Genomic DNA, 20062 nt, shown 5'->3' with positions numbered 1-20062 from the left:
CCCCGCCGTACGCCAAGATCGAAACATGAGTCTTGAGAAGTCAACGAGAATGCGATTGGTGTGGTGGATTGTTATCCTGTTGACTGCCTTGATCGCCGGGGCAATGGGCGGGCTTGCAATCTGTTGGGTCAACAGCGAAGCCGACAATCCCGTGGTTGGGTGGTTCGGCGGTTGGATCAAGAGCCCAGGCGCGGCTGTTCTGGGAGCCGTCGTTGCCGCGGGCATCGGTCTCGCAGGCATCTCCCTTCAGCTCACAGCAAGCAGAGAACGTGACGCGGATGCCGGATGGTGGCAGTCCTTTGAATGGGCAAGCGATAGAGGGGTACCGCGCAACCCGACGGAATTGAGTCTGTCTTATGAAGCCGCCGTCGACACCCTCAATGCTCTCGCGACGGCCGCGCGCACTGAAATTCAAAGGAACGCCGTCGGAGGTGTGGTCGACGAGCTGCTACGGTCACGTGGCGGCGAGAAGCTCGGAAACGACTCAAGCACGACAAATCGTCGAGGGGAGTCACTTGCGTCGGATGATCGAATGCCTGACGATACACCTCGAGTCAGCGCAGAGTCGGTTCAAGAAGTCGATGAGTCGAATCTGGAGGGTGCTTCCTCAGCTGTCCTGAGGTATGCGCTCCAGCAAGCCGGGACGGCTGCTGAGTCTCGTCGCGCGAATGCATCCGCATACAAGACCGAGGTGCTGAGGGCATTGAAGCATCAGTATGGAGAGGTGCTGCCCCTGCGAGCGGCCCAGGCGGGTGACGCTATCGTGCGCACGGTGAATCGCGAGCTGGTGGTGGAAATCAAGTGGTCACATGGTGCGACTTTGAATCTCAGCGACAGGCCACTCTCTAAAGAAGTAGAAGTGGTCATCTCAAATGTGGAGATATTGATTCTCCCGCCCGGCGTGAACGGTGTCGTGTGGACCCCCAAAGATGCATCGTTTGCGCTGCGCAGAGAGTTGGATGCCATCCAGTGAGCGATTCGTGATACTCGGTGCTCGAATCGAGGACCCGGTGCTTGTTATCCCCCTCTCAGATGCGCAGCGTTCATTCGGTGTGCAAGGGCGAAGGAGGTCGCCTAGTTCGACCCCGAAGGCGCGTAACGCGGCGTCGCGACTCAAAGCTTGCCCCATCGGATCCCCCGATCGTTGGATGCCGCGGATTCGATTTGGTCATCGGGCGATTCCCACGTCGTCGGACGCAGTCGGGTCATCCCAAGCGTCGCGCTCGGGTGGGGTCATCCTGGCGGGGTCGGTGCCCAATATCGTGCAGTGGTCCGACGTCCACCTATAACCACCTTCGCTCCGTACTTCCGTACCGAGTTCTTCGATGCCGACTCACCCGATTCGCTGATCTACGTCTACGCGCTCTTCGCCCTGACGTTCGTGGTTCGCCCGCTCGGCTCCTGGCTCTTCGGCCGACTCGCCGACACGCGGGGCAGGCAACGGGCGCTCGTTGCGGCGGTCACGTTGATGTCGGCCGGATCCGTCGCTCTCGTGCTCGCCCCGACCGAGCGCGCGGTCGGGGCGTGGGCGGCCGTGATCCTCGTTGTCGTGCGCCTGCTGCAGGGCATCGCCACCGGGGGTGAGTACGCGGCCGCCACGGTGTTGTTGTCGGAGTCGGGCACGTGGGGCCACCGCGAATTCTTCCCCTCATTCCAGGCCGCCACGATCGTCGGTGGTCTCGTGATCGCTCAGGCGTGCCTGCTGGTGCCGCTGCTGGTCAGCGATCGGGCGGGGACTTCGGAGTGGGGGTGGCGGGTTGCGTTCGTGGCCGGCGGGGTGGCCGGGGTTGCGTAGCCGTGGTGGGCGCGCGGATTCAAGCGCGGCGTATCCAACTCCACCACAAACGGCGACGACTGGCCGGCCCACCGGTCTGTTGCGATCGCATGAACGGTATCGGTTGCCTAGTGGTGCTTGCGCCTCGCTGCGCGTGATCCGACCCTGGTAGCATCGTGGTATGACCACCAAGTTGAGCGTGAGTTTATCGGAGAGTGATCTCGAGTACATCGACGAGCTCGCGCGCGCCAGGTCGGGCAACCGATCGGCTGCCATCCACGATCTCGTTCGCATCGCCCGCGAGCGCGCCGCGGTCAGCGATTACGCGATGGCCAACGGTGAGTGGATCGACTCCGGAGAGTCTCGTGCGTGGGAGGCGGCCCAGGCTGACGGCCTGGGGGCATGAGACGCGGAGACGTGGTCGACGTTCGACTCGATCCGGCTGAAGCCGGCGAGGCGTCGAAGACGCGGCCGTGCCTGGTGGTCAGCAATGACGGCGCCAACGAGGCGGCGACCATGACGGGCCGGGGGACGATCACCATCGTGCCGTTGACCACGAACGTGACGAACGCGCGCGGGGAGTTCCAGGTGCTCCTGGTTGACGGCGAGGCGCTCGAGTCGATGGGTCTGACGAGCACCTCCAAGGTGCAGGCGGAGCAGGTGCGCACCGTGTCGGTCGAGCGGCTTGCGCGCATCCGGGGGGCCGCGCCCGGGTGGGTGATGCAGCAGGTCGACCACGCGCTGCGCTTCCACCTGTCGCTCTAGGCGCCCGGCTCGCGTCAGGTGTGCTAGGTCGCGCTCCGCCAGTCTGCCGGCGCGGGCCGCGCATTCGGCAGGGTCGTCCCGTGATTCCCACACCGTCGGCGGCAGGCGGGGCACATTCGGGTCGGCGCGCTCAGCTACGGGTAATAGGGGCATTTCGTGGAAGATGCGCCTCCACGCGGCCCCGGTCGGAGTTCGCGGCTCACGAGGCGGCGTCTGCGGCCATCGTCGGAAACGCGACATCGGTCTGCGTGAGAGCCCAGCTCGCCAGCAGGCGCAGCTTCTCCTCGGTGGCCGAACCGCGGGCGGCGTTGTAGACGGTGAGGGTGAGTCCGGGGTCGGCGGGGAGGTCGAGGGCGTTGTAAATCAGCTCGAGTTCGCCGACGGCCGGGTGCACGAAGGTCTTCACGCCGGAGTGGTGCAGGCTCACCCGGTGGGCGGCCCAGCGGGTGCGGAAGTCGTCGCTGCGGGTGGAGAGCTCTCCGACCAGGTCGGACAGGCCCCGGTCATAGGGATTGCGGCCGGCCTCGGTGCGCAGGATCGCCACGTTGTCGTTCGCGGCGCGCTCCCAGTCGTCGTAGAACTCGCGGGCCTTCGGGTTGAGGAAGATGAACCGTGAGTGGTTCACCGGCCGTTCCGGGGCGGCGAACAGCGGCGAGTAGAGGGCGTGGCAGAGCAGGTTGCCCGCGACGAAGTCCTCCGCGCGTTCCGCACGAAGGCCGGTGCCGCCGAGATCGAGTCGAGCAGCAGTTGGATGCTCTCCCGGAGCTTCGGCTGCGACGGTCGTCTGCGGGGCCCCCGGATGCCCGCATTCGCGGTGCGCGACAGATCGAAGAGGTGCTCGGTCTCCGCGTCGTCGAGGTGCAGAGCCTGGGCGACGGCAGCGAGCACGCTGTCGGAGACGCCGGTGAGGTTTCCGCGCTCGAGGCGGGTGTAGTAGTCGGTCGAGACGCCGGCCAGCATCGCGACTTCCTCGCGCCGGAGGCCGGGGACTCGGCGCCGGCCGCCGTGGAGCGGCACACCGGCCTGCCCGGGCGTGATCCGTGCCCGTCTGGCGGTCAGGAACGCCTGGATGTCGTCGCGGTTGTCCATACGACGACGCTACGCCCGGGGTGCGGGCCGGAGAGAGTGTCTGTCATAACCGGGATAACACCGCCCTCTCACCGTTCCCTCGCGCGGGTGTCGACTGAAGATCCACCACCCGAAAGGAGCCCACCCATGCGTGGAGCAGTCATCTACGGCCCCGGCGACGTGCGAGTCGAGAACCTTGACGACGCCGGCGTCGTGAAGCCCACCGATGCCGTCATCCGCCTCGCCGCGACGTGCGTGTGCGGATCGGACCTCTGGGACTGGCGCGGCATCAACCACGTCGATCAGCCGACGCCGATGGGTCACGAGTACGCCGGTGTCGTCGAGGAGGTCGGCGACGACGTGACGACCGTGAAGGTGGGTGACTTCGTCATCGGGTCGTTCTTCGCCTCCGACAACACCTGCCCGATCTGCCAGGCCGGTTACCAGTCGTCGTGCGTGCACCGCGAGTTCGTGGGCGGCGCTCAGGCCGGGCTGCTGCGCGTGCCTCTGGCCGACGGCACCCTCGTCGCCACCCCGGGGATGCCCGACCCCGAGCTGATCCCGAGTCTGCTGGCCGCCTCCGACGTGCTGGGCACCGGCTGGTTCGGTGCCGTGGCGGCCGAGGTCGGCCCGGGCAAGACCGTCGCGGTCGTGGGAGACGGCGCGGTGGGCCTTCTCGCCGTGCTCGCCGCGAAGCAGCTCCGCGCCGAGCGCATCATCGCGATGAGCCGCCACGCCTCCCGGCAGCAGCTCGCCCGCGAGTTCGGTGCCACCGACATCGTCGAGGAGCGCGGCGACGCCGACGTGGCGAAGATCAGAGAGCTCACCGACGGGCTCGGAGCCCACTCGGTGATCGAGGCCGTCGGCACGCAGGAATCGATGATGCAGGCCATCCGCTCCACCCGCGCCGGCGGGCACGTCGGTTTCGTCGGCGTCTCCCACGACGTCGAGATCCCCGGTGAGGAGCTGTTCTTCTCCGCCGTGCACCTCCACGGCGGGCCCGCCCCGGTGCGCCGATTCCTGCCGGAGCTGATCGAGCTGATCTGGAGCCGGAAGATCGACCCGGGCAAGGTCTTCGACCTCACTCTCCCGCTCGAGGACGCCGCCGAGGGGTACAAGGCGATGGATGAGCGCCGCGCCATCAAGGTGCTGCTTCAGCCGTAGCTGCTTGGGTTAATCCGCACTGTTCCGATCCACCCGCACGAGAGAGAAGGCACACCATGAAGATCGCTGTTCTGGGAACCGGGATGGTCGGGCGAGCGCTCGCCGGACGCCTCGCCGAGCTCGGGCACGACGTCAGCGTCGGCACACGCGACGTCGCCGACACGCGACGCTCCGCGGACTACCCCGCCTGGCAGAAGCAGCACCCCGCCATCGCGCTCCGCACCTTCCGGGAGGCGAGCGAGGCCAGCGAGCTGATCCTCAACGCCGTCGCCGGCGCCCACGCCCTGCCCGCCCTCGAGACCGTCGGCGCAGCAGCGCTCTCCGGCAAAGTGCTGCTGGATCTCGCCATCCCGCTGGACCTGTCCGCCGGGCTGCCGCCGACGCTGACCACAGCGAACACCGACTCGCTGGGCGAGCGGATCCAGGCCGCGTTCCCGGACACGTTCGTGGTGAAGTCGCTGCACACGGTGTACTACGAGGTCATGATCGACCCCGCCCGTGTGCCCGGCGAGCACTCGATCTTCGTCGCGGGGAACGACCCGTCGGCCAAGGACGTGGTCATCGGCATCCTGGAGCAGTTCGGATGGCCGGCCCGATCGATCATCGACCTGGGCGACATCACGGCCGCACGCGCCACCGAGATGTACTCGCGACTGTTCTTCGCCCTCTACAACCGGCTCGGCACCTTTGACTTCAACATCACCGTCGTGCGCGCCGGCGCCTGAACCCCGCGACACGTCAGACAACCGATAGGAGAACCCCATGACTGATCAGCCCAAGCAAGTCGGCGGCGGCCGTCGCCTGTTCGGCTACGTCGCGCCGAAGCTCGCCGCCCTCACCGACGACGTGCTCTTCGACGACGTCTGGAACAGGCCCGAACTGTCGGCCCGCGACCGGAGTCTCATCACCGTGGCCGTTCTCGCCGCGGGCGGTGACACCGCCCAGCTCGAGTTCTACCTCGGGCGCGCCGTCGAGAACGGAGTGACCGAGGAGGAGCTGATCGAAGCCATCACGCACGTCACCTTCTACGCCGGCTGGCCGAAGGGCATGGCCGCGATGGGTGTCGCGAAGAAGGTGTTCTCCGAATGACGATCATCCCTAAGCCCGTCACCGTGAAGAACCCGCCGGAGCAGTTCACCGGCGACGTGTGGGTGGACGCGATCGTGTCGCCGCAGAACGACGACCAGCGCGCCACCGTGGCCCTGGTGCGGTTCAGCCCCGGCGCCCGCACCGCCTGGCACTCCCACGCGCGAGGCCAGACGCTGCACATCACCGAGGGCGTGGCGCTGCTCGGCAGCCGCGACGGAACCGTCATCGAGGCGCGGCCAGGGCAGACGATCTACACCCCGCCGGGCGAGGAGCACTGGCACGGTGCCACCCCCGACGACTTCATGCAGCACCTCGCCTGCCTCGAGATGGGTGAGGATGCCGCCACCACCACCGTCTGGCTCGAGCACGTCACCGACGCCGACTACCACCGGCCCTAGATCGCAGCGGAAAGAAGAAGGAGAGCGCAATGCACACGCGAACACTCGGACAGGGACTCGACGTCTCCGCCATCGGCCTCGGCTGCATGGGCATGTCGCAGGGCTACGGCCCGAACCCCGGCGACCGCGAGGAGATGATCGGCGTGATCCGCGCCGCCGTCGACCGGGGGATCACCTTCTTCGACACCGCCGAGGTCTACGGCCCCTACGTGAACGAGGAACTGGTCGGTGAGGCCCTCGAGCCGGTGCGCGACCAGCTCGTGATCGCGACCAAGTTCGGTTGGGACATCCGGGACGGGAAGTCGGTGGGCCTCGACAGCCGGCCCGACCAGATCAGGCGGGTCGCCGACGCCTCACTGCGGCGGCTGCGCACCGACACGATCGACCTCTTCTACCAGCACCGCGTCGACCCGGACGTGCCGATCGAGGACGTGGCCGGGGCCGTGGGCGAGCTGGTGCAGGAGGGGAAGGTGCGTTACTTCGGCCTCTCCGAGCCCGGTGCGGCGACCATCCGGAAGGCTCACGCGGTGTTCCCCGTCACCGCCGTGCAGAGCGAGTACTCGCTCTGGACCCGCGACTCGGAGTCCGAGGTGCTGCCGGCGCTCGCCGAGCTGGGCATCGGCTTCGTGCCGTTCAGCCCGCTCGGCAAGGGCTTCTTTACCGGCACGGTCGACACGGCGGCCCCGTTCGGCGCGGGCGACGTCCGGGGCAGCATCCCGCGGTTCGATGCCGAGAACCGTGCCGCGAACCAGGCGCTCGTCGATCACGTGACGCAGCTCGCCGAGGCGCGAGGGGTGACCCCGGGGCAGGTCGCTCTGGCCTGGCTGCTCGCGCAGCATCCGTGGATCGTGCCCATCCCGGGCACCCGCCGCATCTCGCGACTCGACGAGAACGCCGGCGCCACGCGGGCGGCGCTCTCGGCCGACGACGTCGCCGACCTCGACACCCTCGCCTCACGCCTCGGCGTTCAGGGCGACCGGTACAACGAGCAGCACATGGGGTACGTGGGCGGGTGAACGGGGCGGCGGATGCCCGGTTCCGGACCTGTCCGCCAACCGGCCGGCATCCGCTGAGCTCGCCTGGCTCTGCGCCTTGGGTCAGTCGCCCGTGGTGCCGTCGATGAGTTCGCGGATGATGTCGATGTGGCCGTTGTGGCGGGCGTTCTCCTCGATCAGGTGGAGAATCAGCCAGCGCAGCGTCGGATGCTCGCCCGAGCGGAACGGGATCGTCGATCGGTCGTCGAGCTGGGCGTCGGCGATGATCGCGTCGGTGACGGATGCCTGTGCGCGGAAGGCGTCGATCACCTCCTGCAGCGGCATCGTGGCGCCGTCGATGAACTCCCGGTCGGGGGACTCGTCGGTCCAGGGCCCGAGATCGGGGCCGCCGACGAAGCGGTTCTCGATCCACGAGTGCTCGACCCAGCGCAGATGGTTGATCACGCCGCCGACGGTCATCAGGGGGGAGGTGGCGATGGGGGCTGCGGCGGCCTGCGCATCCGTCAGACCCGTTGCTTTCTCGATGGCGGTGTCGCGGGTGTACTGCAGCATCGTGAGCAGGGTCGATCGCTCGTCCCAGGCGTGCGGATGATCGGTGCGTTCCATGCGTCGAGTATGTCCGACACCGCCCGTTGCCGCAGCCTCCGGGTGATGCGATTGCGGATGTGCGCCTGCAGTTGCATCGAAGCAACTCGAGTTGCAGCGTCGCCAGGGAACCGAGCCGAGCTCCTTTGGCCGTCAGGACTCCGACCCGAGTGCTGCTCGCAAGAGCCGCCGGCTCACCCAGGGGCCGCTCGCTGACCGCGCTCTTATCGACCAGGGCAGTGTGTCCCGGTCTGAAGGCGGCCGGGACGCGGGCTGCAGCATGGTCGACCGGCTGCTGGCCGGCGCTGGTCACCGTCTCTACTCGGCTCCCACCCGGCGGGATGACGCGGCGACGGCAGCGGCCGAGATCCGCCTACGTCTCAGGCAGAACGACCGAGACCGTGCGCTGCGCGCATTGCTGCAGCTCAACGACGACCTGGTCGCCGAGTACGGCCTCGTTCGCGGCATCCTGGGTCTCGCTGAGCCGGAGCAGACCGGCGAACCTTTGTGGGATGCCGCGATCGCTGCGCTGGTCGAATGGCGATTGCGGGCCGAGGGAATCCCGCTGCCCGGTTGGGTCGACCAGCCGGAGCGATTCGTCGCCGAGCCGCGGACACTCGAGGTCGATCCTTCCGACCCCGTTCGGCCTCTCTCCGAGGTGCCGGATGAATTCGCCAAGCGCGGCGTCCTCGCCTGGCGCGACACCTTCGCGAGCATGTGACCATGACAACCGCCTTGAACCGCGACGACATTATCGCGGGGTTGAGCGAGTTGCAGTGGTGCCACCTGTTGTCTCGAGGGCAGAACGTCAGCTGTAGGGCGGGTCGCGGGCGACGGTGAAAATTGCATCCATGAGCGACTGGATGCGCGCAAGGCGAGTCTGGTTGCCAACTTTATTTCGTATTACGATAAGCCGCATGGATGAGCGCGAGACCATCAACGGAGTCCCGGTCACGTCAGAGCAGATTGACGCCTGGGCGGCTGAGGCAGAGCGCGGCTATGACGTCGAGGCTTTGAAGAGGCGTGGGCGGGGACGACCGGGCCGTGGGGCTCAGCCGACTCAGGTGGTCGCGATCCGACTCACGGCTGAAGAACTCGCGGCGATCGACGATCGGGCCGCGCGGGAGCACAAGACGCGGTCGGAGGTCGTGCGCGAGGCTCTGGTCGCGTCGGCCGCATGAAGGTCCATCCGTTAGCGCTGAAGCACGGCATCGACCCCGAGGACTCGGTGCAGGCTGCGACCTGGCCGCTGTGGGCGGAAGACCTCGATGACGACAACCCGGCACGCCAGCTGCGACTCGGCTTCGACTCCGCCGGACGATTGCTCGAGCTGGTGGTGCTGAGGTTCGATAGCGGGAACGAGCTGATCATCCACTCGATGAGGGCGCGGCCGCAGATGTTCGACCTCCTGCCCTGAAACTGGCCCGAAGGCGACGCTTGGAATCGCAGCCGAGCGGGCGGCCGGGCGCGTGGGTACGGTGGTGACTCCGGGCGTGACGGGAGGAGCAGGATGGCGACGAGCACCAGCACCAGCACGAGCACGAGCACGAGCACGAGCGGCACCCCGCTGAGCGCCGCCGACCGCGAGCGGCAGGCCGCGTTGCGGCGCATGAAGGCGATCGCGACCGCGCTGCTGGTCGGCGCCGCGGTCGTGTTCGCGGTGGCGTTCGCGCTGCAGGACGAGTATCCGTGGCTCGGGTACGTGCGTGCCGCGGCCGAGGGTGCGATGGTCGGTGCGCTCGCGGACTGGTTCGCGGTGACGGCGTTGTTCCGGCATCCGTTGGGGCTGCGCATCCCGCACACCGCGATCATCCCGAACCGTAAAGACGAGATCGGGGTGAGCCTCGGCGAGTTCGTCGAGCAGAACTTCCTCTCCGACGAGGTGGTGCGCAGCAAGCTCGCGACCTTCAGCGTCGCCGACCGGTTGGGGGCGTGGCTGAAGGATCCGGCGAACGCCGAGCGCGCGAGCAGCGAAGGCGCGGTGATGGCGCAGGGGCTGCTGCGGTTCCTCAGCGACCGCGACGTCGAGAGCCTGATCGAGCGGCTCGCGCGCGAGCACCTGTTCGAGAAGGAGTGGGCGCCGACCCTGGGGCGGATGGGCGCCGAGCTGGTGGCGGCCGATCAGCAGCGCGCGGTCGTGGACGCGCTGGTCGATGCTGCTGCGACGTGGCTCGACGAGCATCCGGATGCCCTCGATTCGGTCGTCGCCACCCGCCTGCCGCGGTGGATGCCCGGGTTCGCGCGCGACTTCGCCGACGATCGGGCGCACCGGGAGCTGGTGAAGCTGCTGCAGGCGGTGAAGGGGGACCCCGAGCATCCGCTTCGCCTGGCCGTCGACGGCTACCTCGACGACCTCACCGACCGGCTGCAGCACGACCCCGCGATGTCGGCGCGGGTCGAGCAGATCAAGGCCGAGTTCCTCGAGAGCCCCCGGCTGCGCTCGTTCGCCGCCCAGCTCTGGGACGCGGCCAAGCGGGCGCTCGCTGAAGCCCTGGCCGACCCTGCGAGCGAGCTTCGAGCCGCCGCCACCTCGGCGCTGGTCGACGTGGGGGTGCGGCTTTCAAGCGATCGGATGCTCGCCGCGAAGATCGACGCGTGGATCGCCGACGCGGCGGGGTATGCGGTGCAGAAGTACCGGCACGACCTCGCGTCGGTGATCAGCGACACGGTGCAGCGGTGGGATGCGCGGGAGACGACGGAGAAGATCGAGTTGCAGGTGGGGCGGGATCTGCAGTTCATCCGGATCAACGGGACCGTCGTGGGGGCGTTGGCGGGGTTGGCGATCTTCGCGGTCGCTACGGGGGTGCATGCGCTGCTCGGCGCCTGACGCGGTAAGTAGCAAGTACTCATAGACCCGCGACCGGGGTCGCCTTAGCGTGCGTGGTAAGCAGACGAGACGGTCACCGAGGAGAGTGCGTGCACCAGCGAAGCAGACAACCGTGGCGGCGCCTTGTTGTGGCCGGGCTCGCGCTCGCTTTGGTCGGCGGGATCCAGCTCGCCGGTGGCCTGCCGGCTACGGCCACCGGAACCGCATACAAGAACTGCACGCAGGGACTGTCGGTGACGGGCAAAAGCTCTCAGGCCCTGGGTGGGCAGACGGCCTCGCCGACCAGCCCGAATCCGAAGCTGGGGTGCGGACAGGCCCGGGTGCAGGTCCGCTATCGGGTTTATCCCGGAAGCCCGACCTACAGCAGCCCCTGGCAGGCGGCCGCGGGCATCGTCACCCACCACCCCGGCGGCACCGTTGTCGGCGCGTCTCACGATTGCGGCTACAAAGCCTGGGGGTTCTCAGGCGGCTGGCCGTTCACGACATAGGGAGCACTGATGATTGCACTGAAACGGGTGACTTCGATCTTCGCCGGCGCCATCTTCGCCGGGTCCATTCTCACCGGATGTGTCGGCGTCGCAGCTAATGCCGACTCTGAGGGCCGCGACGCCAGCGCGCCCACCCCGTCGATCGCGCAGGAAGAGGCGCTCGCCGACGGAGCCGTAGACCGGGCCGAATACGAGGCGGCTTTCGCAGCCTTCCAGGCCTGCATGGCAGAAGGCGGCTACCCCGTAGAAGTCCTCGACGCGAACAGCACCCTCATCGACTATCGCTACCTGGCCGAGGCTGACGACGTCGGGATCGCCGATCCCTGCTACCGATCCGAGTTCGTCCTGGTCGACGACTCGTGGCAGCTCGCTCATCAGGATGAGCGGGCCGATGGCGCCCTGCTCGACGCGTGCCTCGAGGAGAACGGTCTTACGGTGCCGAAGACGCGACAGGCGAAGGTCGACGAGCTCATCGAGGCCGGGGTCGACCTCGGCTCGTGCCTAGATGACTAGAAGAGCTGCTGATCGACCGCCCAGCGCCGGGGCCCGAGCGACGGGCGACTAGCGGCCTTGACGCGCACGGGGCGCGCTACCCCCGCACCGCCGCGCGGATGCGGTCGACGGGGAACTTCGGGGAGCGGTCGGCGTAGAGCAGGCCGTTCGTCTCCTGGCCGGTGTCGGTGAGCTGGGTGTAGCAGAAGCCGGCGAGGGGCGCCGACGACCGCACCGCGCGGAGGATGGCCGTGACCTGCTGCTCGAACGCCTCGACGTCGTGCGCAGTCGAGTAGCCCCAGTCGCCCGAGTCGCCGGTCGCGAGGCTCACTCCGCCGAACTCGGTCAGCATGATCGGGCGCATGATGGGGCGGTGCGGATGCGCGCATCCGACGCCAGACGGCGTCCGAGCGTCCGGGTCCGCGGACATCCGCCGGCCCGCCGGCCCGAACCCGTCGATCATCCGGCGCAGGCTCTCGGCACTGCCGTACCGCTCGCCGAGCGTGGCCGGGTCGGCCTCGTAGTCGTGGATCGTCATGATGTCGGAGTCGGTGTGCTCCCAGCCGTCGTTCGAGATGACCGGTCGCGTGCCGTCGAGCGCCCGGGTCAGGTCGGCGATCGCGCGGCTGAAGGCGCGCTGACGGGGGTCGTGCGAGATGTGCTGCACCCCCCAGCTCTCGTTCAGCGGCACCCAGGCGACGATCGACGGATGCGAGCGGTCGCGTTCGAGCACGGCGGTCCACTCGGTGACGAGTGCGCTGATCGACGTCGGGTCGAAGGCGTAGGCGCTGGCGGTCTCGCCCCACAGCATCAGGCCCAGCCGGTCGGCCCAGTAGAGGAAGCGCGGGTCCTCGACCTTCTGGTGCACGCGAGCCGCGTTGAAGCCGAGCTCGAGGATCAGTTCGACCTCGCGCCGCAGCGTCTCCGCCGACGCGGCGAGATGCGATTCGGGCCAGTAGTTCTGGGCCAGCACCGAGCGGAGATAGATCGGTCGGTCGTTGAGGAGCAGGGCGTCGTCGGAGGTCGCGACGCTGCGCAGGCCGAGGTAGCTCGACACGGCGTCGAGAACGGGGGCCTCCGGATCGGCCCCCTGCACCGAGATCCGTGCTCCGATCAGCGTCGGGGACGAGGGGCTCCAAAGCAGCTCCTCGTACTGCTGCCCGTTCAGCTGGCGGGGGATCACGAGTCGCACGGAGACCGTGCGCTCGCCCATCGTTTGAACTCTCGTGGCGGCGATGGTCTCGCCGAGATGGCTGAGGGTGACGCTCACCGAGTCGGCGGCGTCGACGGGCCCGGCGAGCTCGATGTCGGCCTCGACCGTCGACGTCGTCAAATCCGATCGCCAGGTGATCGAGCCCACGGCCACCGGCGGCACCCACTCGAGCCACACCGGCTGCCAGATGCCCGTCGTGCGGTGATACCAGATGGTGTGCGGTTCCTCGCGCCAGTCCTGCTTGCCGCGCAGCGTCGAGACGTCGTCGGGCAGGTCGACGGCGCGCACCACGATCGTGAGCTCCTCGTTCCGGGAGTGCACGAGGCGGGTGATGTCGGCCGAGAACGGTGTCTGCCCGCCGAGGTGCGTGGCCACGAGGTGGCCGTCGACCCAGACGCTGGCCGCATGGTCGACGGCGCCGAAGTGCAGAAGCACCCGCCCCGGTTCGGCCCGCGCATCCGTCGGCACACCTGCGGCCTGCAGCTCGCTCGCGCCGACCGTGCGGCGGTACCAGGCGCGCGAGTGGAACCCGGTCTCATGGATGCCCGATGCCGGCGACTCGGGCGGGAACGGCACCTCGATGCGGCGGGAGAAGGGCACGGCGTCGTGCTCGTACTCGTCGTCGTCATCCCATTCGAAGTCCCAGGTGCCGGAGAGATCGTGCCAGGCGGAGCGCATCAGCTGAGGCCTCGGGTAGCTGCCGTCCTGGGTCGTCGCGTCGGGGAGCTCAACGGCTCGGGAAGCCGAGACGGGGGCCGAGACGGGGGCCGGGACGGGGGTCGTCGTGATGGTCATTGCGCTGGACCTTTCGTGCTGGCGCGATGGGTGATCGTGAACCCGACGGTGTGCATCCCCGGCTCGGGCGGCTGGGCGAGCAGCAAATCGATCGCCGTAGCGACGAGCTCGCCGGTGTTCGGCGAGACGGAGCTCAGCGTGGGCGTGCTGTACTGGCCCTCCTCGATGTCGTCGAAGCCGATCACCGCGACGTCGTCGGGCACGCCGACACCCGCCGCGGCCAGGGCGTGCATCGCTCCGAGGGCGAGCAGGTCGTTGAAGGCGAAGATGCCGTCGGGTCGGAGGCCGCTGCTCAGGATGGTGCGGGCGGCCCGGGCGCCGTCGGCGCGATGGAAGCCGTCGACCGGCAGGATCAACGACTCGTCGACCGGGATGCCCGCTTCCTCGAGCGCGGCGCGGTACCCGGCGAGTCGCAGCAGCGCCGTCTCGTTCGGCCCGTGGTCCTGCGCACCGATCGCGGCGATGCGGCGGCAGCCGATCGACAGCAGGTGCTGCGTCGCCGCCTTCGCCGCGGCCGTGTTGTCGACCGTGACGTGCGGGAAGGTGCTGGTTCCGATGTGCTCGCCGAGCAGCACGAGGGGAGTGCCGTCGCGGCGCCCCTCGAGGTCGCTGGCGCTGAGTGCAAGGGGGCTGAGGATGATGCCGTCGACGGCGGTCGCGCCGATGCCCTCGCTGATCTTGCGCTCGACGTCGGCGAGGCCGTCGGTCTGATTCACGAGCACGGTGATCATGCGCCCCTGGGCCTCGCGCACGAGGGAGGCCGCCAGTTCGGCGAAGTACGGCTGGCTGAGCTCGGGCACGGCGAGGGCGATCATCCCGCTGCGTCCGCTGCGCAGTTGGCGTGCGGCGGCGTTCGGTCGGTAGCCGACCTCGACCAGCGCGACCTGCACGCGCTCGCGCAGTTCGGCGGTCACCCAGCCGGTTCCGTTCACCACGTTCGACACCGTCTTGGCCGAGACGCCGACGCGATCGGCGACGTCTTTCAGTGTGGGCCGCGCCATTGCCGACCTCCCTTCCGTATCGCGTGCATCCGGCTGATCACCTTCACGGTAACGCCTTGTTCAACGATTACCAGTCATGTATAACGGTATTTGTCCTCTCGTTCAACGTTGAACGACACACGAAGGAGAAAGTCGATGAAGACACAGCACCGGCGCCGTTCACGTGAGCAGCGTTCCCGTCACACCATTCGCCCGCTGACCGTCGTGGCCGCCCTGGCCGTCACGGGCCTCGCGCTGGCCGGCTGCACCGGTCAGGGTTCGGGTGGCAAGGATGATCAGCCCGACGCCTCGGGCAAGGTCACGCTCGACTTCTGGAACGGGTTCACCGGGCCCGACGGTCCGGCGCTCGAGAAGGTGATCGAGGACTTCAATGCGTCGCAGGACGACGTCGAGGTCAAGGCGAACATCATGCCGTGGGACACCCTGTACCAGAAGGTCCTCACCTCCGTCGCCGGCAACGACGGCCCCGACATCATCGCGATGTCGGCGTCGCGCATGCCCCAGTTCGCGAGCCAGGGCCTGTTCGAGCCGCTCGACGACTACTACTCCGACTCCTCGAACGACAGCGCCGCGCTCGCCACCGCAGCGGTCGACGCCTCCGTGTTCGACGGCGTCAACTACGGGGTGCCCGTGAACTTCACGCCCATGATGATGTACTACAACAAGGACCTCTTCTCGGCCGCCGGGCTCGACCCCGAGGCGCCGCCGGCCACCTGGGACGAGCTCGCGAGCATGGTGCCGAAGCTCACCGTCGACGAGAACGGCGACGGCCAGCCCGAGCAGTTCGCTCTGGCCATGGCCGATCACGAGACGGTCCCCGTCTTCGCCTCGATGCTCTGGGGCACCGGCGGCAGCATCGCCAACGACGACGGCACGAAGTCCACGCTCGGCGACCCCGAGTCGATCGAGGCCCTCGACTTCTGGGTCTCGCTGATCCGCGACCAGAAGGCCACCCAGATCGGCATGTCGGGCGCGGATGCGGACAAGCTGTTCCAGACACAGAAGGCCGCCATCGAGATCGTCGGCCCGTGGATGACGACCGGGTTCGACGAGGCCGGCCTCGACTACGGTCTCGCCAAGCCCCCGGCCGGTCCGAGCGACGAGGCGGTGCTCGCCGACGTCGTGTCGATGGGCCTGCCCGCCGGCACGAGCGACGCGCAGAAGAAGGCGGCGTACGAGTTCTTCGCCTACTGGAACTCGGCCGAGGGCCAGACCACCTGGGCCGATGGATCCGGCTTCCCGCCGAACCGGGCCGACGTGGCCGACAAGGTGACCGCGAGCCCGTACCCGGCGATCTTCGGGGCGGCCGACGTCACCGACGTCTCGAAGACCCTCCTGCCCGGCGTCGCGAGCGGCGGCCCGATCATGGAGACCATCTTCAATCCCTCGGTGCAGAAGGCGCTGAACGGCGAGGGCTCGGTGAAGGACATCTTCACCGACGCCTCCGCCCAGGTGCAGGCCGAACTCGACAAGTGATCCACCCGGAGGGCGGGTGCCTCGCGCACCCGCCCTCCGCGAAAGGCGCCCCATGACGACCACCGCAGAACGGCCCACCGTTCAGCTCCAACCGCCGAAGCGGCGGCGGCCCGCCCTCCGGGTGAGCCACCGGCGCTCGCTGACCGCGTGGCTCTTCCTCACGCCCACCCTGCTCATCCTTATCGCGTTCACGGTCTACCCGATGGTGCAGGCCCTCTACCTGTCCTTCACCGACTACAACCTGATCCGGGCGGCCGAGTGGGTCGGCCTCGACAACTACACCGAGCTGCTCTCCGACGGCGCGTTCTGGAACGCGTTCGGCAACACCGTGCTCTACGCCCTCGTGGTCACCCCGGTGACCGTCGTGCTGGCGCTCGCGTTCGCATTGATGCTCAACCAGGCCTTCCTCGGCCGGGCGTTCGCCCGCACCGCGATCTTCCTGCCCTTCATCGTGTCGCTCGGCATCATCGCGATCGCCTGGGCCTTCCTGCTCGACCCCAACATCGGTCTGATCTCGCACTGGCTGAGCCTCGTGGGCATCGTGCCCGAACAGGGCTGGCTGAGTGACCCGCGCTACGCGATGGTGGCGGTCATGATCGTGGGGGTCTGGAAGAACGTCGGCTTCTACATGGTCATCTACCTGGCGGGGCTGCAGTCCATTCCGGTGGACATGTACGAGGCGGCCCGGCTCGACGGCGCGGGCGTGTGGCAGCGCTTCCGCAACGTGACTCTGCCCCTGCTGTCGAACCAGACCCTGCTCGTCTCCGTGCTGGCGCTGATCGCGACCCTGCAGGCCTTCGACCAGATCTACGTCATGACCCGCGGCGGCCCGTTCTTCCGCACCGAGACGCTCGTGATGCTGGTCTACCGCGAGGGCTTCCAGGAGCTCCGCTTCGGCTACGCCTCGGCGATCTCGTTCGTGCTCGTGGTCTTCGTGTTCATCCTCTCGATGGTGCAGTTCGGCTATCTCCGACGGAAGCGGGTGACCTACTGATGGCCGCGACGACCCTCACCAGAAGCGCGAGCACTGAGCGGGTGAACCCCGGCAGAGCGAACCCCAGACGGATGACCACCCGCCGGGCCACCACCTGGCTGCTCGCCATCACCTCCATCGCCATCGGCCTGCTCATGCTGCTGCCGATCATCTGGATGGTGTTCACCGCGTTCAAGCCCGAGAGCGACATCGTCAGCGCGCCGCCCACGCTCTGGCCCCGGGAGCTCACTCTCGAGCACTTCGTCGAGGTGTGGGACCGCATCCCGTTCGCCCGCCTCTACGTCAACACGATCGTCTTCGCCGGCAGCGTGACGATCATCTCGCTGCTGTTCGACTCGATGGCGGCCTACGCCCTGGCCCGCCTGCCGTTCAAGGGCCGGGCCGTGGTGATGGTGCTCATCCTGCTGCTCCTGATGCTGCCGTTCCAGGTGACGCTCATCCCGCTCTACGACATGCTGAACGGCCTGGGGCTGACGAACACCCTCCCCGGCCTGATCATCCCGAGGATGACGAACGCGTTCGGCATCTTCTTCCTCACGCAGTTCTTCCTGTCCCTTCCGAAGGACCTCGAGGAGGCGGCGCGGGTCGACGGAGCCTCGGAGTGGCGCATCTACTGGGGCATCATCATGCCGCTGTCCCGCCCCGCTCTGCTGACGCTCGGGCTGTTCCACTTCCAGTACAACTGGAACGACCTGCTCTGGCCGCTCGTCATGTCGTCGTCGGTGGAGACGTCGACGCTGCCGGCCGGTCTCGCCCTCTTCATGGGGCAGCACGTCGTGGAGTACGGCCTGCTGATGGCCGGCTCGCTCCTGGCGATGCTGCCGGTCATCCTGTTCTTCCTCCTCATCCAACGCAGCTTCGTGGCGGGCATCGCCACCACGGGCCTGAAATGACGAAAGGATGCCGCGTGAGCGACACCCCCTGGTACCGCGAAGACCGCCTGCACTACGGCGTCGGCATCGAGGACACCTTCATCCCGCAGGAAGCGGTCGGCCATCGCAAGCTCGACGAGTACGAGCTCACCCAGCACTACGCTCGGTGGCGCGAGGACCTCGACCTGGTGGCCGAGAGCGGGGCCGAGTTCGTGCGGTGGGGCATCCCGTGGTACCTCGTCGAACCGCGGCCGGGCGAGTTCGACTGGTCGTGGCTCGACCAGGTCGCCGAGCGGATGCGCGAACTGAAGCTGCGCTGCATCGTCGACCTGATGCACTACGGCACGCCGCTGTGGCTCGACAACTCGTTCATCAACGCCGGCTATCCCGAGCGGGTGGCGTCGTACGGCCGCGCGGTCGCCGAGCGGTACCGTGACGTCTTCACCGACTTCACCCCGCTGAACGAACCGGTGGTCAACGCGGAATGGTGCGGCGAGAACGCCAAATGGCCGCCCTACCTCTCGGGCCATGACGGCTTCGTCAAGGTGACCCTGCAGCTGGCTCGCGGCATGGTGCTCACGCAGCGGGCGATCGCCGCCGTGCATCCGGACGCCACCTTCGTGCACGTCGACGCCGGCTTTCTGTACCGAGGAGACGGGGAGTCGCCGCTGCTCTCACGAGAGCTGCTCGAGGAACGGCGCTTCGTCGCCCTCGACCTGATCACGGGGCGCGTCGACGCCGACGCCCCGCTGCACCCCTGGCTGACCTCGCACGGGGTCACGGAGGCGGAGCTGCAGTGGTTCCGTGACAACGCCGTCACGCCCGACGTGATCGGGGTGAACTACTACCCCCACTTCACCACCGGCGAGTTCGTCGACGGCAGGCTCACCCCGGTGCACAACGACGGGGGAGGGCTGCGCGCCCTCGTCTCGCTCTACTCCGATCGCTACGGCCTGCCCATCGCCGTCACCGAGACCTCCCTGGTGGGCACTCCCGCCGAGAAGATCGACTGGATGCGCGAGGCGGGAGCGGTGCTCGAGGCGATGCGGTCCGAGGGCCACCCCATCATCGGCTTCACGTGGTTCCCCTTCTTCTCGATGGTCGACTGGCTGTACCGCTTCGACCAGCTGAAGCCCGACGACTGGATGCTCGAGTTCGGCATCGTCGACCTCGTCCGGGGCGCCGACCTCGGACTCGAGCGGGTGCGGAACGAGGCGTTCGAGGTGTTCCGGCGGGCGGCGGTGGCGGCGCGGGAGGGCTGATCGCAGGCGTTCAGTGCGTTCGTTGCCACTTGGGCTTGTTGTCGTAGGTGTAGCGGTAGTAGTCGGTGAGCCGGAGCCGTGATGCGGCCGCTTCGTCGACCACGATGGTCGCGTGTTCGTGCAGCTGCAGCGCGCTCGCCGGCACGAACGCGCTGACGGGTCCTTCGACCGCCGCCGCGATGGCGTCGGCTTTCTGCTCGCCCTGCGCCACCAGGACGAGGGCGCGGGCGTCGAGGATCGTTCCGAGTCCCTGCGTCAGGCAGTGGGTGGGAACCTCGTCGGGTGTCGCGAAGAACCGCGCATTGTCTTCGCGCGTGCGGAGGGCGAGCGTCTTGATGCGGGTGCGCGAGGCGAAGGAGGACGTCGGTTCGTTGAAGCCGATGTGCCCGTTGGTCCCGATCCCCAGGATCTGGATGTCGATGCCGCCGGCGGCCAGGATGGCTGCCTGGTACTGCCTCGCCGCGAGGTCGAGGTCGCTCGCCCGGCCGTCGGGCACCTGGACGAGGGAGGGATCGAACCCGAGCGGCTCGACCACGTCGCGAGCGATGATGCTGGCGTAGGACTGCGGGTGCTCCTGCGGGATGCCCACGTACTCGTCGAGGGCGAAACCGCGGGCGCGCTCGAACGCGATCTCGCCCGCGTCGACCCGACGAGCGAGGTCGCGGTAGATGCCCTGCGGGCTCGACCCCGTGGCGAGGCCGATCACGGCTTCCGGACGATTCGCGACGACCGCCGCGATCACGCCGGCGGCCGCGCGGCCGACATCGGCCGGGGTGGGGAGGATGAGGATTTCCATGGTGATCT

The 20062-nt window shown here is 68.2% G+C and carries 23 protein-coding genes and 1 pseudogene; 19 read left to right on the top strand and 5 right to left on the bottom strand.

From position 1 onward, the window contains the following. The first annotated feature begins 25 nt into the window (after nucleotides 1–25). From NVV95_RS08495 to NVV95_RS08480, 4 genes are all read left to right on the top strand, one after another. On the top strand, nucleotides 26–973 hold the full coding sequence (locus tag NVV95_RS08495; protein WP_259486115.1) for a hypothetical protein: 948 nt from the start codon (nucleotides 26–28) through the stop codon (nucleotides 971–973). A gap of 294 nt (nucleotides 974–1267) precedes the next feature. After that, entirely contained in the window at nucleotides 1268–1795 is a 528-nt protein-coding gene (locus NVV95_RS08490; RefSeq protein ID WP_259486114.1) for an MFS transporter, read from the top strand. A 160-nt stretch (nucleotides 1796–1955) separates the two neighbouring features. Further along, nucleotides 1956–2180: a ribbon-helix-helix domain-containing protein gene (locus NVV95_RS08485; RefSeq protein WP_259486113.1), complete on the top strand. Its 225-nt coding sequence runs from the start codon at nucleotides 1956–1958 to the stop codon at nucleotides 2178–2180. 11 nt (nucleotides 2181–2191) lie between these two features. Next, complete coding sequence (locus NVV95_RS08480; protein WP_259486112.1) at nucleotides 2192–2539, top strand: type II toxin-antitoxin system PemK/MazF family toxin; 348 nt, start codon at nucleotides 2192–2194, stop codon at nucleotides 2537–2539. Between the two features lie 199 nt (nucleotides 2540–2738). Here NVV95_RS08480 and NVV95_RS08475 read toward each other — a convergent pair. After that, nucleotides 2739–3628: pseudogene (locus NVV95_RS08475) on the bottom strand (helix-turn-helix transcriptional regulator). A gap of 126 nt (nucleotides 3629–3754) precedes the next feature. Here NVV95_RS08475 and NVV95_RS08470 point away from each other — a divergent pair. The 5 genes from NVV95_RS08470 to NVV95_RS08450 are packed head-to-tail and all read left to right on the top strand — an operon-like array spanning nucleotide 3755 to nucleotide 7274. After that, nucleotides 3755–4771: a zinc-dependent alcohol dehydrogenase family protein gene (locus NVV95_RS08470; protein WP_259486111.1), complete on the top strand. Its 1017-nt coding sequence runs from the start codon at nucleotides 3755–3757 to the stop codon at nucleotides 4769–4771. 56 nt (nucleotides 4772–4827) lie between these two features. Then, the gene (locus tag NVV95_RS08465; protein ID WP_259486110.1) at nucleotides 4828–5496 is read left to right on the top strand and encodes an NADPH-dependent F420 reductase; all 669 of its coding nucleotides are present in this window, start codon (nucleotides 4828–4830) and stop codon (nucleotides 5494–5496) included. Nucleotides 5497–5533: 37 nt separating this feature from the next. Continuing rightward, complete coding sequence (locus tag NVV95_RS08460) at nucleotides 5534–5860, top strand: carboxymuconolactone decarboxylase family protein (RefSeq protein WP_259486109.1); 327 nt, start codon at nucleotides 5534–5536, stop codon at nucleotides 5858–5860. Further along, the gene (locus NVV95_RS08455; protein ID WP_259486108.1) at nucleotides 5857–6258 is read left to right on the top strand and encodes a (R)-mandelonitrile lyase; all 402 of its coding nucleotides are present in this window, start codon (nucleotides 5857–5859) and stop codon (nucleotides 6256–6258) included. Before NVV95_RS08460 ends, NVV95_RS08455 begins: the two co-directional genes overlap by 4 nt. Before the next feature lie 29 nt (nucleotides 6259–6287). After that, nucleotides 6288–7274 (top strand): aldo/keto reductase, encoded by a 987-nt coding sequence (locus NVV95_RS08450; RefSeq protein WP_259486107.1) that lies wholly within the window; start codon nucleotides 6288–6290, stop codon nucleotides 7272–7274. Between the two features lie 81 nt (nucleotides 7275–7355). On the opposite strand, the gene NVV95_RS08445 is transcribed toward NVV95_RS08450, so the two are convergent. Then, nucleotides 7356–7859 (bottom strand): DinB family protein, encoded by a 504-nt coding sequence (locus NVV95_RS08445; protein WP_259486106.1) that lies wholly within the window; start codon nucleotides 7857–7859, stop codon nucleotides 7356–7358. A gap of 259 nt (nucleotides 7860–8118) precedes the next feature. Between NVV95_RS08445 and NVV95_RS08440 the strand changes: the two genes are divergently transcribed. The 6 genes from NVV95_RS08440 (at nucleotide 8119) to NVV95_RS08415 (ending at nucleotide 11666) form a co-directional block, all read left to right on the top strand. Continuing rightward, nucleotides 8119–8559, top strand: a complete 441-nt coding sequence (locus NVV95_RS08440) for a Cro/Cl family transcriptional regulator (protein WP_259486105.1) — start codon at nucleotides 8119–8121, stop codon at nucleotides 8557–8559. A gap of 196 nt (nucleotides 8560–8755) precedes the next feature. After that, nucleotides 8756–9019, top strand: coding sequence for a ribbon-helix-helix protein, CopG family (locus NVV95_RS08435; protein ID WP_259486104.1), 264 nt, complete (start codon nucleotides 8756–8758; stop codon nucleotides 9017–9019). Next, nucleotides 9016–9255, top strand: a complete 240-nt coding sequence (locus NVV95_RS08430) for a toxin (RefSeq protein ID WP_259486103.1) — start codon at nucleotides 9016–9018, stop codon at nucleotides 9253–9255. The genes NVV95_RS08435 and NVV95_RS08430 overlap by 4 nt, the downstream gene beginning before the upstream one ends. A gap of 93 nt (nucleotides 9256–9348) precedes the next feature. Continuing rightward, entirely contained in the window at nucleotides 9349–10665 is a 1317-nt protein-coding gene (locus NVV95_RS08425) for a DUF445 domain-containing protein (protein ID WP_259486102.1), read from the top strand. An 89-nt stretch (nucleotides 10666–10754) separates the two neighbouring features. Further along, the gene (locus NVV95_RS08420; RefSeq protein WP_259486101.1) at nucleotides 10755–11153 is read left to right on the top strand and encodes a hypothetical protein; all 399 of its coding nucleotides are present in this window, start codon (nucleotides 10755–10757) and stop codon (nucleotides 11151–11153) included. A gap of 9 nt (nucleotides 11154–11162) precedes the next feature. After that, nucleotides 11163–11666 carry a hypothetical protein gene (locus NVV95_RS08415; protein ID WP_259486100.1) on the top strand — a complete coding sequence of 168 codons (504 nt, stop codon included), beginning with the start codon at nucleotides 11163–11165 and terminating at the stop codon, nucleotides 11664–11666. Between the two features lie 76 nt (nucleotides 11667–11742). Here the strand turns inward: NVV95_RS08415 and NVV95_RS08410 are convergent, their stop codons facing one another. Continuing rightward, complete coding sequence (locus NVV95_RS08410; RefSeq protein ID WP_259486099.1) at nucleotides 11743–13653, bottom strand: glycoside hydrolase family 2 protein; 1911 nt, start codon at nucleotides 13651–13653, stop codon at nucleotides 11743–11745. After that, complete coding sequence (locus NVV95_RS08405; protein ID WP_259486098.1) at nucleotides 13650–14654, bottom strand: LacI family DNA-binding transcriptional regulator; 1005 nt, start codon at nucleotides 14652–14654, stop codon at nucleotides 13650–13652. The genes NVV95_RS08410 and NVV95_RS08405 overlap by 4 nt, the downstream gene beginning before the upstream one ends. Nucleotides 14655–14789: 135 nt before the next feature. On the opposite strand from NVV95_RS08405, the gene NVV95_RS08400 reads away from it, so the two are divergent. The 4 genes from NVV95_RS08400 to NVV95_RS08385 all read left to right on the top strand — a co-directional run bounded on the left by NVV95_RS08400 (nucleotide 14790) and on the right by NVV95_RS08385 (nucleotide 19258). Beyond that, nucleotides 14790–16130 carry an ABC transporter substrate-binding protein gene (locus NVV95_RS08400; protein ID WP_259486097.1) on the top strand — a complete coding sequence of 447 codons (1341 nt, stop codon included), beginning with the start codon at nucleotides 14790–14792 and terminating at the stop codon, nucleotides 16128–16130. A 52-nt stretch (nucleotides 16131–16182) separates the two neighbouring features. Continuing rightward, nucleotides 16183–17124, top strand: a complete 942-nt coding sequence (locus tag NVV95_RS08395; RefSeq protein ID WP_259486096.1) for a carbohydrate ABC transporter permease — start codon at nucleotides 16183–16185, stop codon at nucleotides 17122–17124. Between the two features lie 71 nt (nucleotides 17125–17195). Beyond that, nucleotides 17196–18017: a carbohydrate ABC transporter permease gene (locus NVV95_RS08390; protein WP_259486095.1), complete on the top strand. Its 822-nt coding sequence runs from the start codon at nucleotides 17196–17198 to the stop codon at nucleotides 18015–18017. Between the two features lie 14 nt (nucleotides 18018–18031). After that, nucleotides 18032–19258, top strand: a complete 1227-nt coding sequence (locus tag NVV95_RS08385) for a family 1 glycosylhydrolase (protein ID WP_259486094.1) — start codon at nucleotides 18032–18034, stop codon at nucleotides 19256–19258. 10 nt (nucleotides 19259–19268) lie between these two features. On the opposite strand, the gene nagB is transcribed toward NVV95_RS08385, so the two are convergent. Further along, entirely contained in the window at nucleotides 19269–20054 is a 786-nt protein-coding gene (gene nagB, locus NVV95_RS08380; protein ID WP_259486093.1) for a glucosamine-6-phosphate deaminase, read from the bottom strand. Between the last annotated feature and the right edge of the window lie 8 nt (nucleotides 20055–20062).

Source organism: Herbiconiux gentiana, assembly GCF_024978135.1.
In the GTDB taxonomy this organism is placed as follows: domain Bacteria; phylum Actinomycetota; class Actinomycetes; order Actinomycetales; family Microbacteriaceae; genus Herbiconiux; species Herbiconiux gentiana.
The sequence above is the reverse complement of the archived record's forward strand: the minus strand, read 5'-3'. Positions and strand labels throughout refer to the sequence as shown.

What these genes read in the sequence shown, in the direction of transcription:
- NVV95_RS08495 (WP_259486115.1), top strand. Translation starts at nt 26, where the DNA reads ATGAGTCTTGAGAAGTCAACGAGAATGCGATTGGTGTGGTGGATTGTT.
- NVV95_RS08485 (WP_259486113.1), top strand. Translation starts at nt 1,956, where the DNA reads ATGACCACCAAGTTGAGCGTGAGTTTATCGGAGAGTGATCTCGAGTAC.
- NVV95_RS08470 (WP_259486111.1), top strand. Translation starts at nt 3,755, where the DNA reads ATGCGTGGAGCAGTCATCTACGGCCCCGGCGACGTGCGAGTCGAGAAC.
- NVV95_RS08465 (WP_259486110.1), top strand. Translation starts at nt 4,828, where the DNA reads ATGAAGATCGCTGTTCTGGGAACCGGGATGGTCGGGCGAGCGCTCGCC.
- NVV95_RS08460 (WP_259486109.1), top strand. Translation starts at nt 5,534, where the DNA reads ATGACTGATCAGCCCAAGCAAGTCGGCGGCGGCCGTCGCCTGTTCGGC.
- NVV95_RS08455 (WP_259486108.1), top strand. Translation starts at nt 5,857, where the DNA reads ATGACGATCATCCCTAAGCCCGTCACCGTGAAGAACCCGCCGGAGCAG.
- NVV95_RS08450 (WP_259486107.1), top strand. Translation starts at nt 6,288, where the DNA reads ATGCACACGCGAACACTCGGACAGGGACTCGACGTCTCCGCCATCGGC.
- NVV95_RS08445 (WP_259486106.1), bottom strand. Translation starts at nt 7,859, where the DNA reads ATGGAACGCACCGATCATCCGCACGCCTGGGACGAGCGATCGACCCTG.
- NVV95_RS08440 (WP_259486105.1), top strand. Translation starts at nt 8,119, where the DNA reads ATGGTCGACCGGCTGCTGGCCGGCGCTGGTCACCGTCTCTACTCGGCT.
- NVV95_RS08435 (WP_259486104.1), top strand. Translation starts at nt 8,756, where the DNA reads ATGGATGAGCGCGAGACCATCAACGGAGTCCCGGTCACGTCAGAGCAG.
- NVV95_RS08430 (WP_259486103.1), top strand. Translation starts at nt 9,016, where the DNA reads ATGAAGGTCCATCCGTTAGCGCTGAAGCACGGCATCGACCCCGAGGAC.
- NVV95_RS08425 (WP_259486102.1), top strand. Translation starts at nt 9,349, where the DNA reads ATGGCGACGAGCACCAGCACCAGCACGAGCACGAGCACGAGCACGAGC.
- NVV95_RS08415 (WP_259486100.1), top strand. Translation starts at nt 11,163, where the DNA reads ATGATTGCACTGAAACGGGTGACTTCGATCTTCGCCGGCGCCATCTTC.
- NVV95_RS08410 (WP_259486099.1), bottom strand. Translation starts at nt 13,653, where the DNA reads ATGACCATCACGACGACCCCCGTCCCGGCCCCCGTCTCGGCCCCCGTC.
- NVV95_RS08405 (WP_259486098.1), bottom strand. Translation starts at nt 14,654, where the DNA reads ATGGCGCGGCCCACACTGAAAGACGTCGCCGATCGCGTCGGCGTCTCG.
- NVV95_RS08400 (WP_259486097.1), top strand. Translation starts at nt 14,790, where the DNA reads ATGAAGACACAGCACCGGCGCCGTTCACGTGAGCAGCGTTCCCGTCAC.
- NVV95_RS08395 (WP_259486096.1), top strand. Translation starts at nt 16,183, where the DNA reads ATGACGACCACCGCAGAACGGCCCACCGTTCAGCTCCAACCGCCGAAG.
- NVV95_RS08390 (WP_259486095.1), top strand. Translation starts at nt 17,196, where the DNA reads ATGACCACCCGCCGGGCCACCACCTGGCTGCTCGCCATCACCTCCATC.
- nagB (WP_259486093.1), bottom strand. Translation starts at nt 20,054, where the DNA reads ATGGAAATCCTCATCCTCCCCACCCCGGCCGATGTCGGCCGCGCGGCC.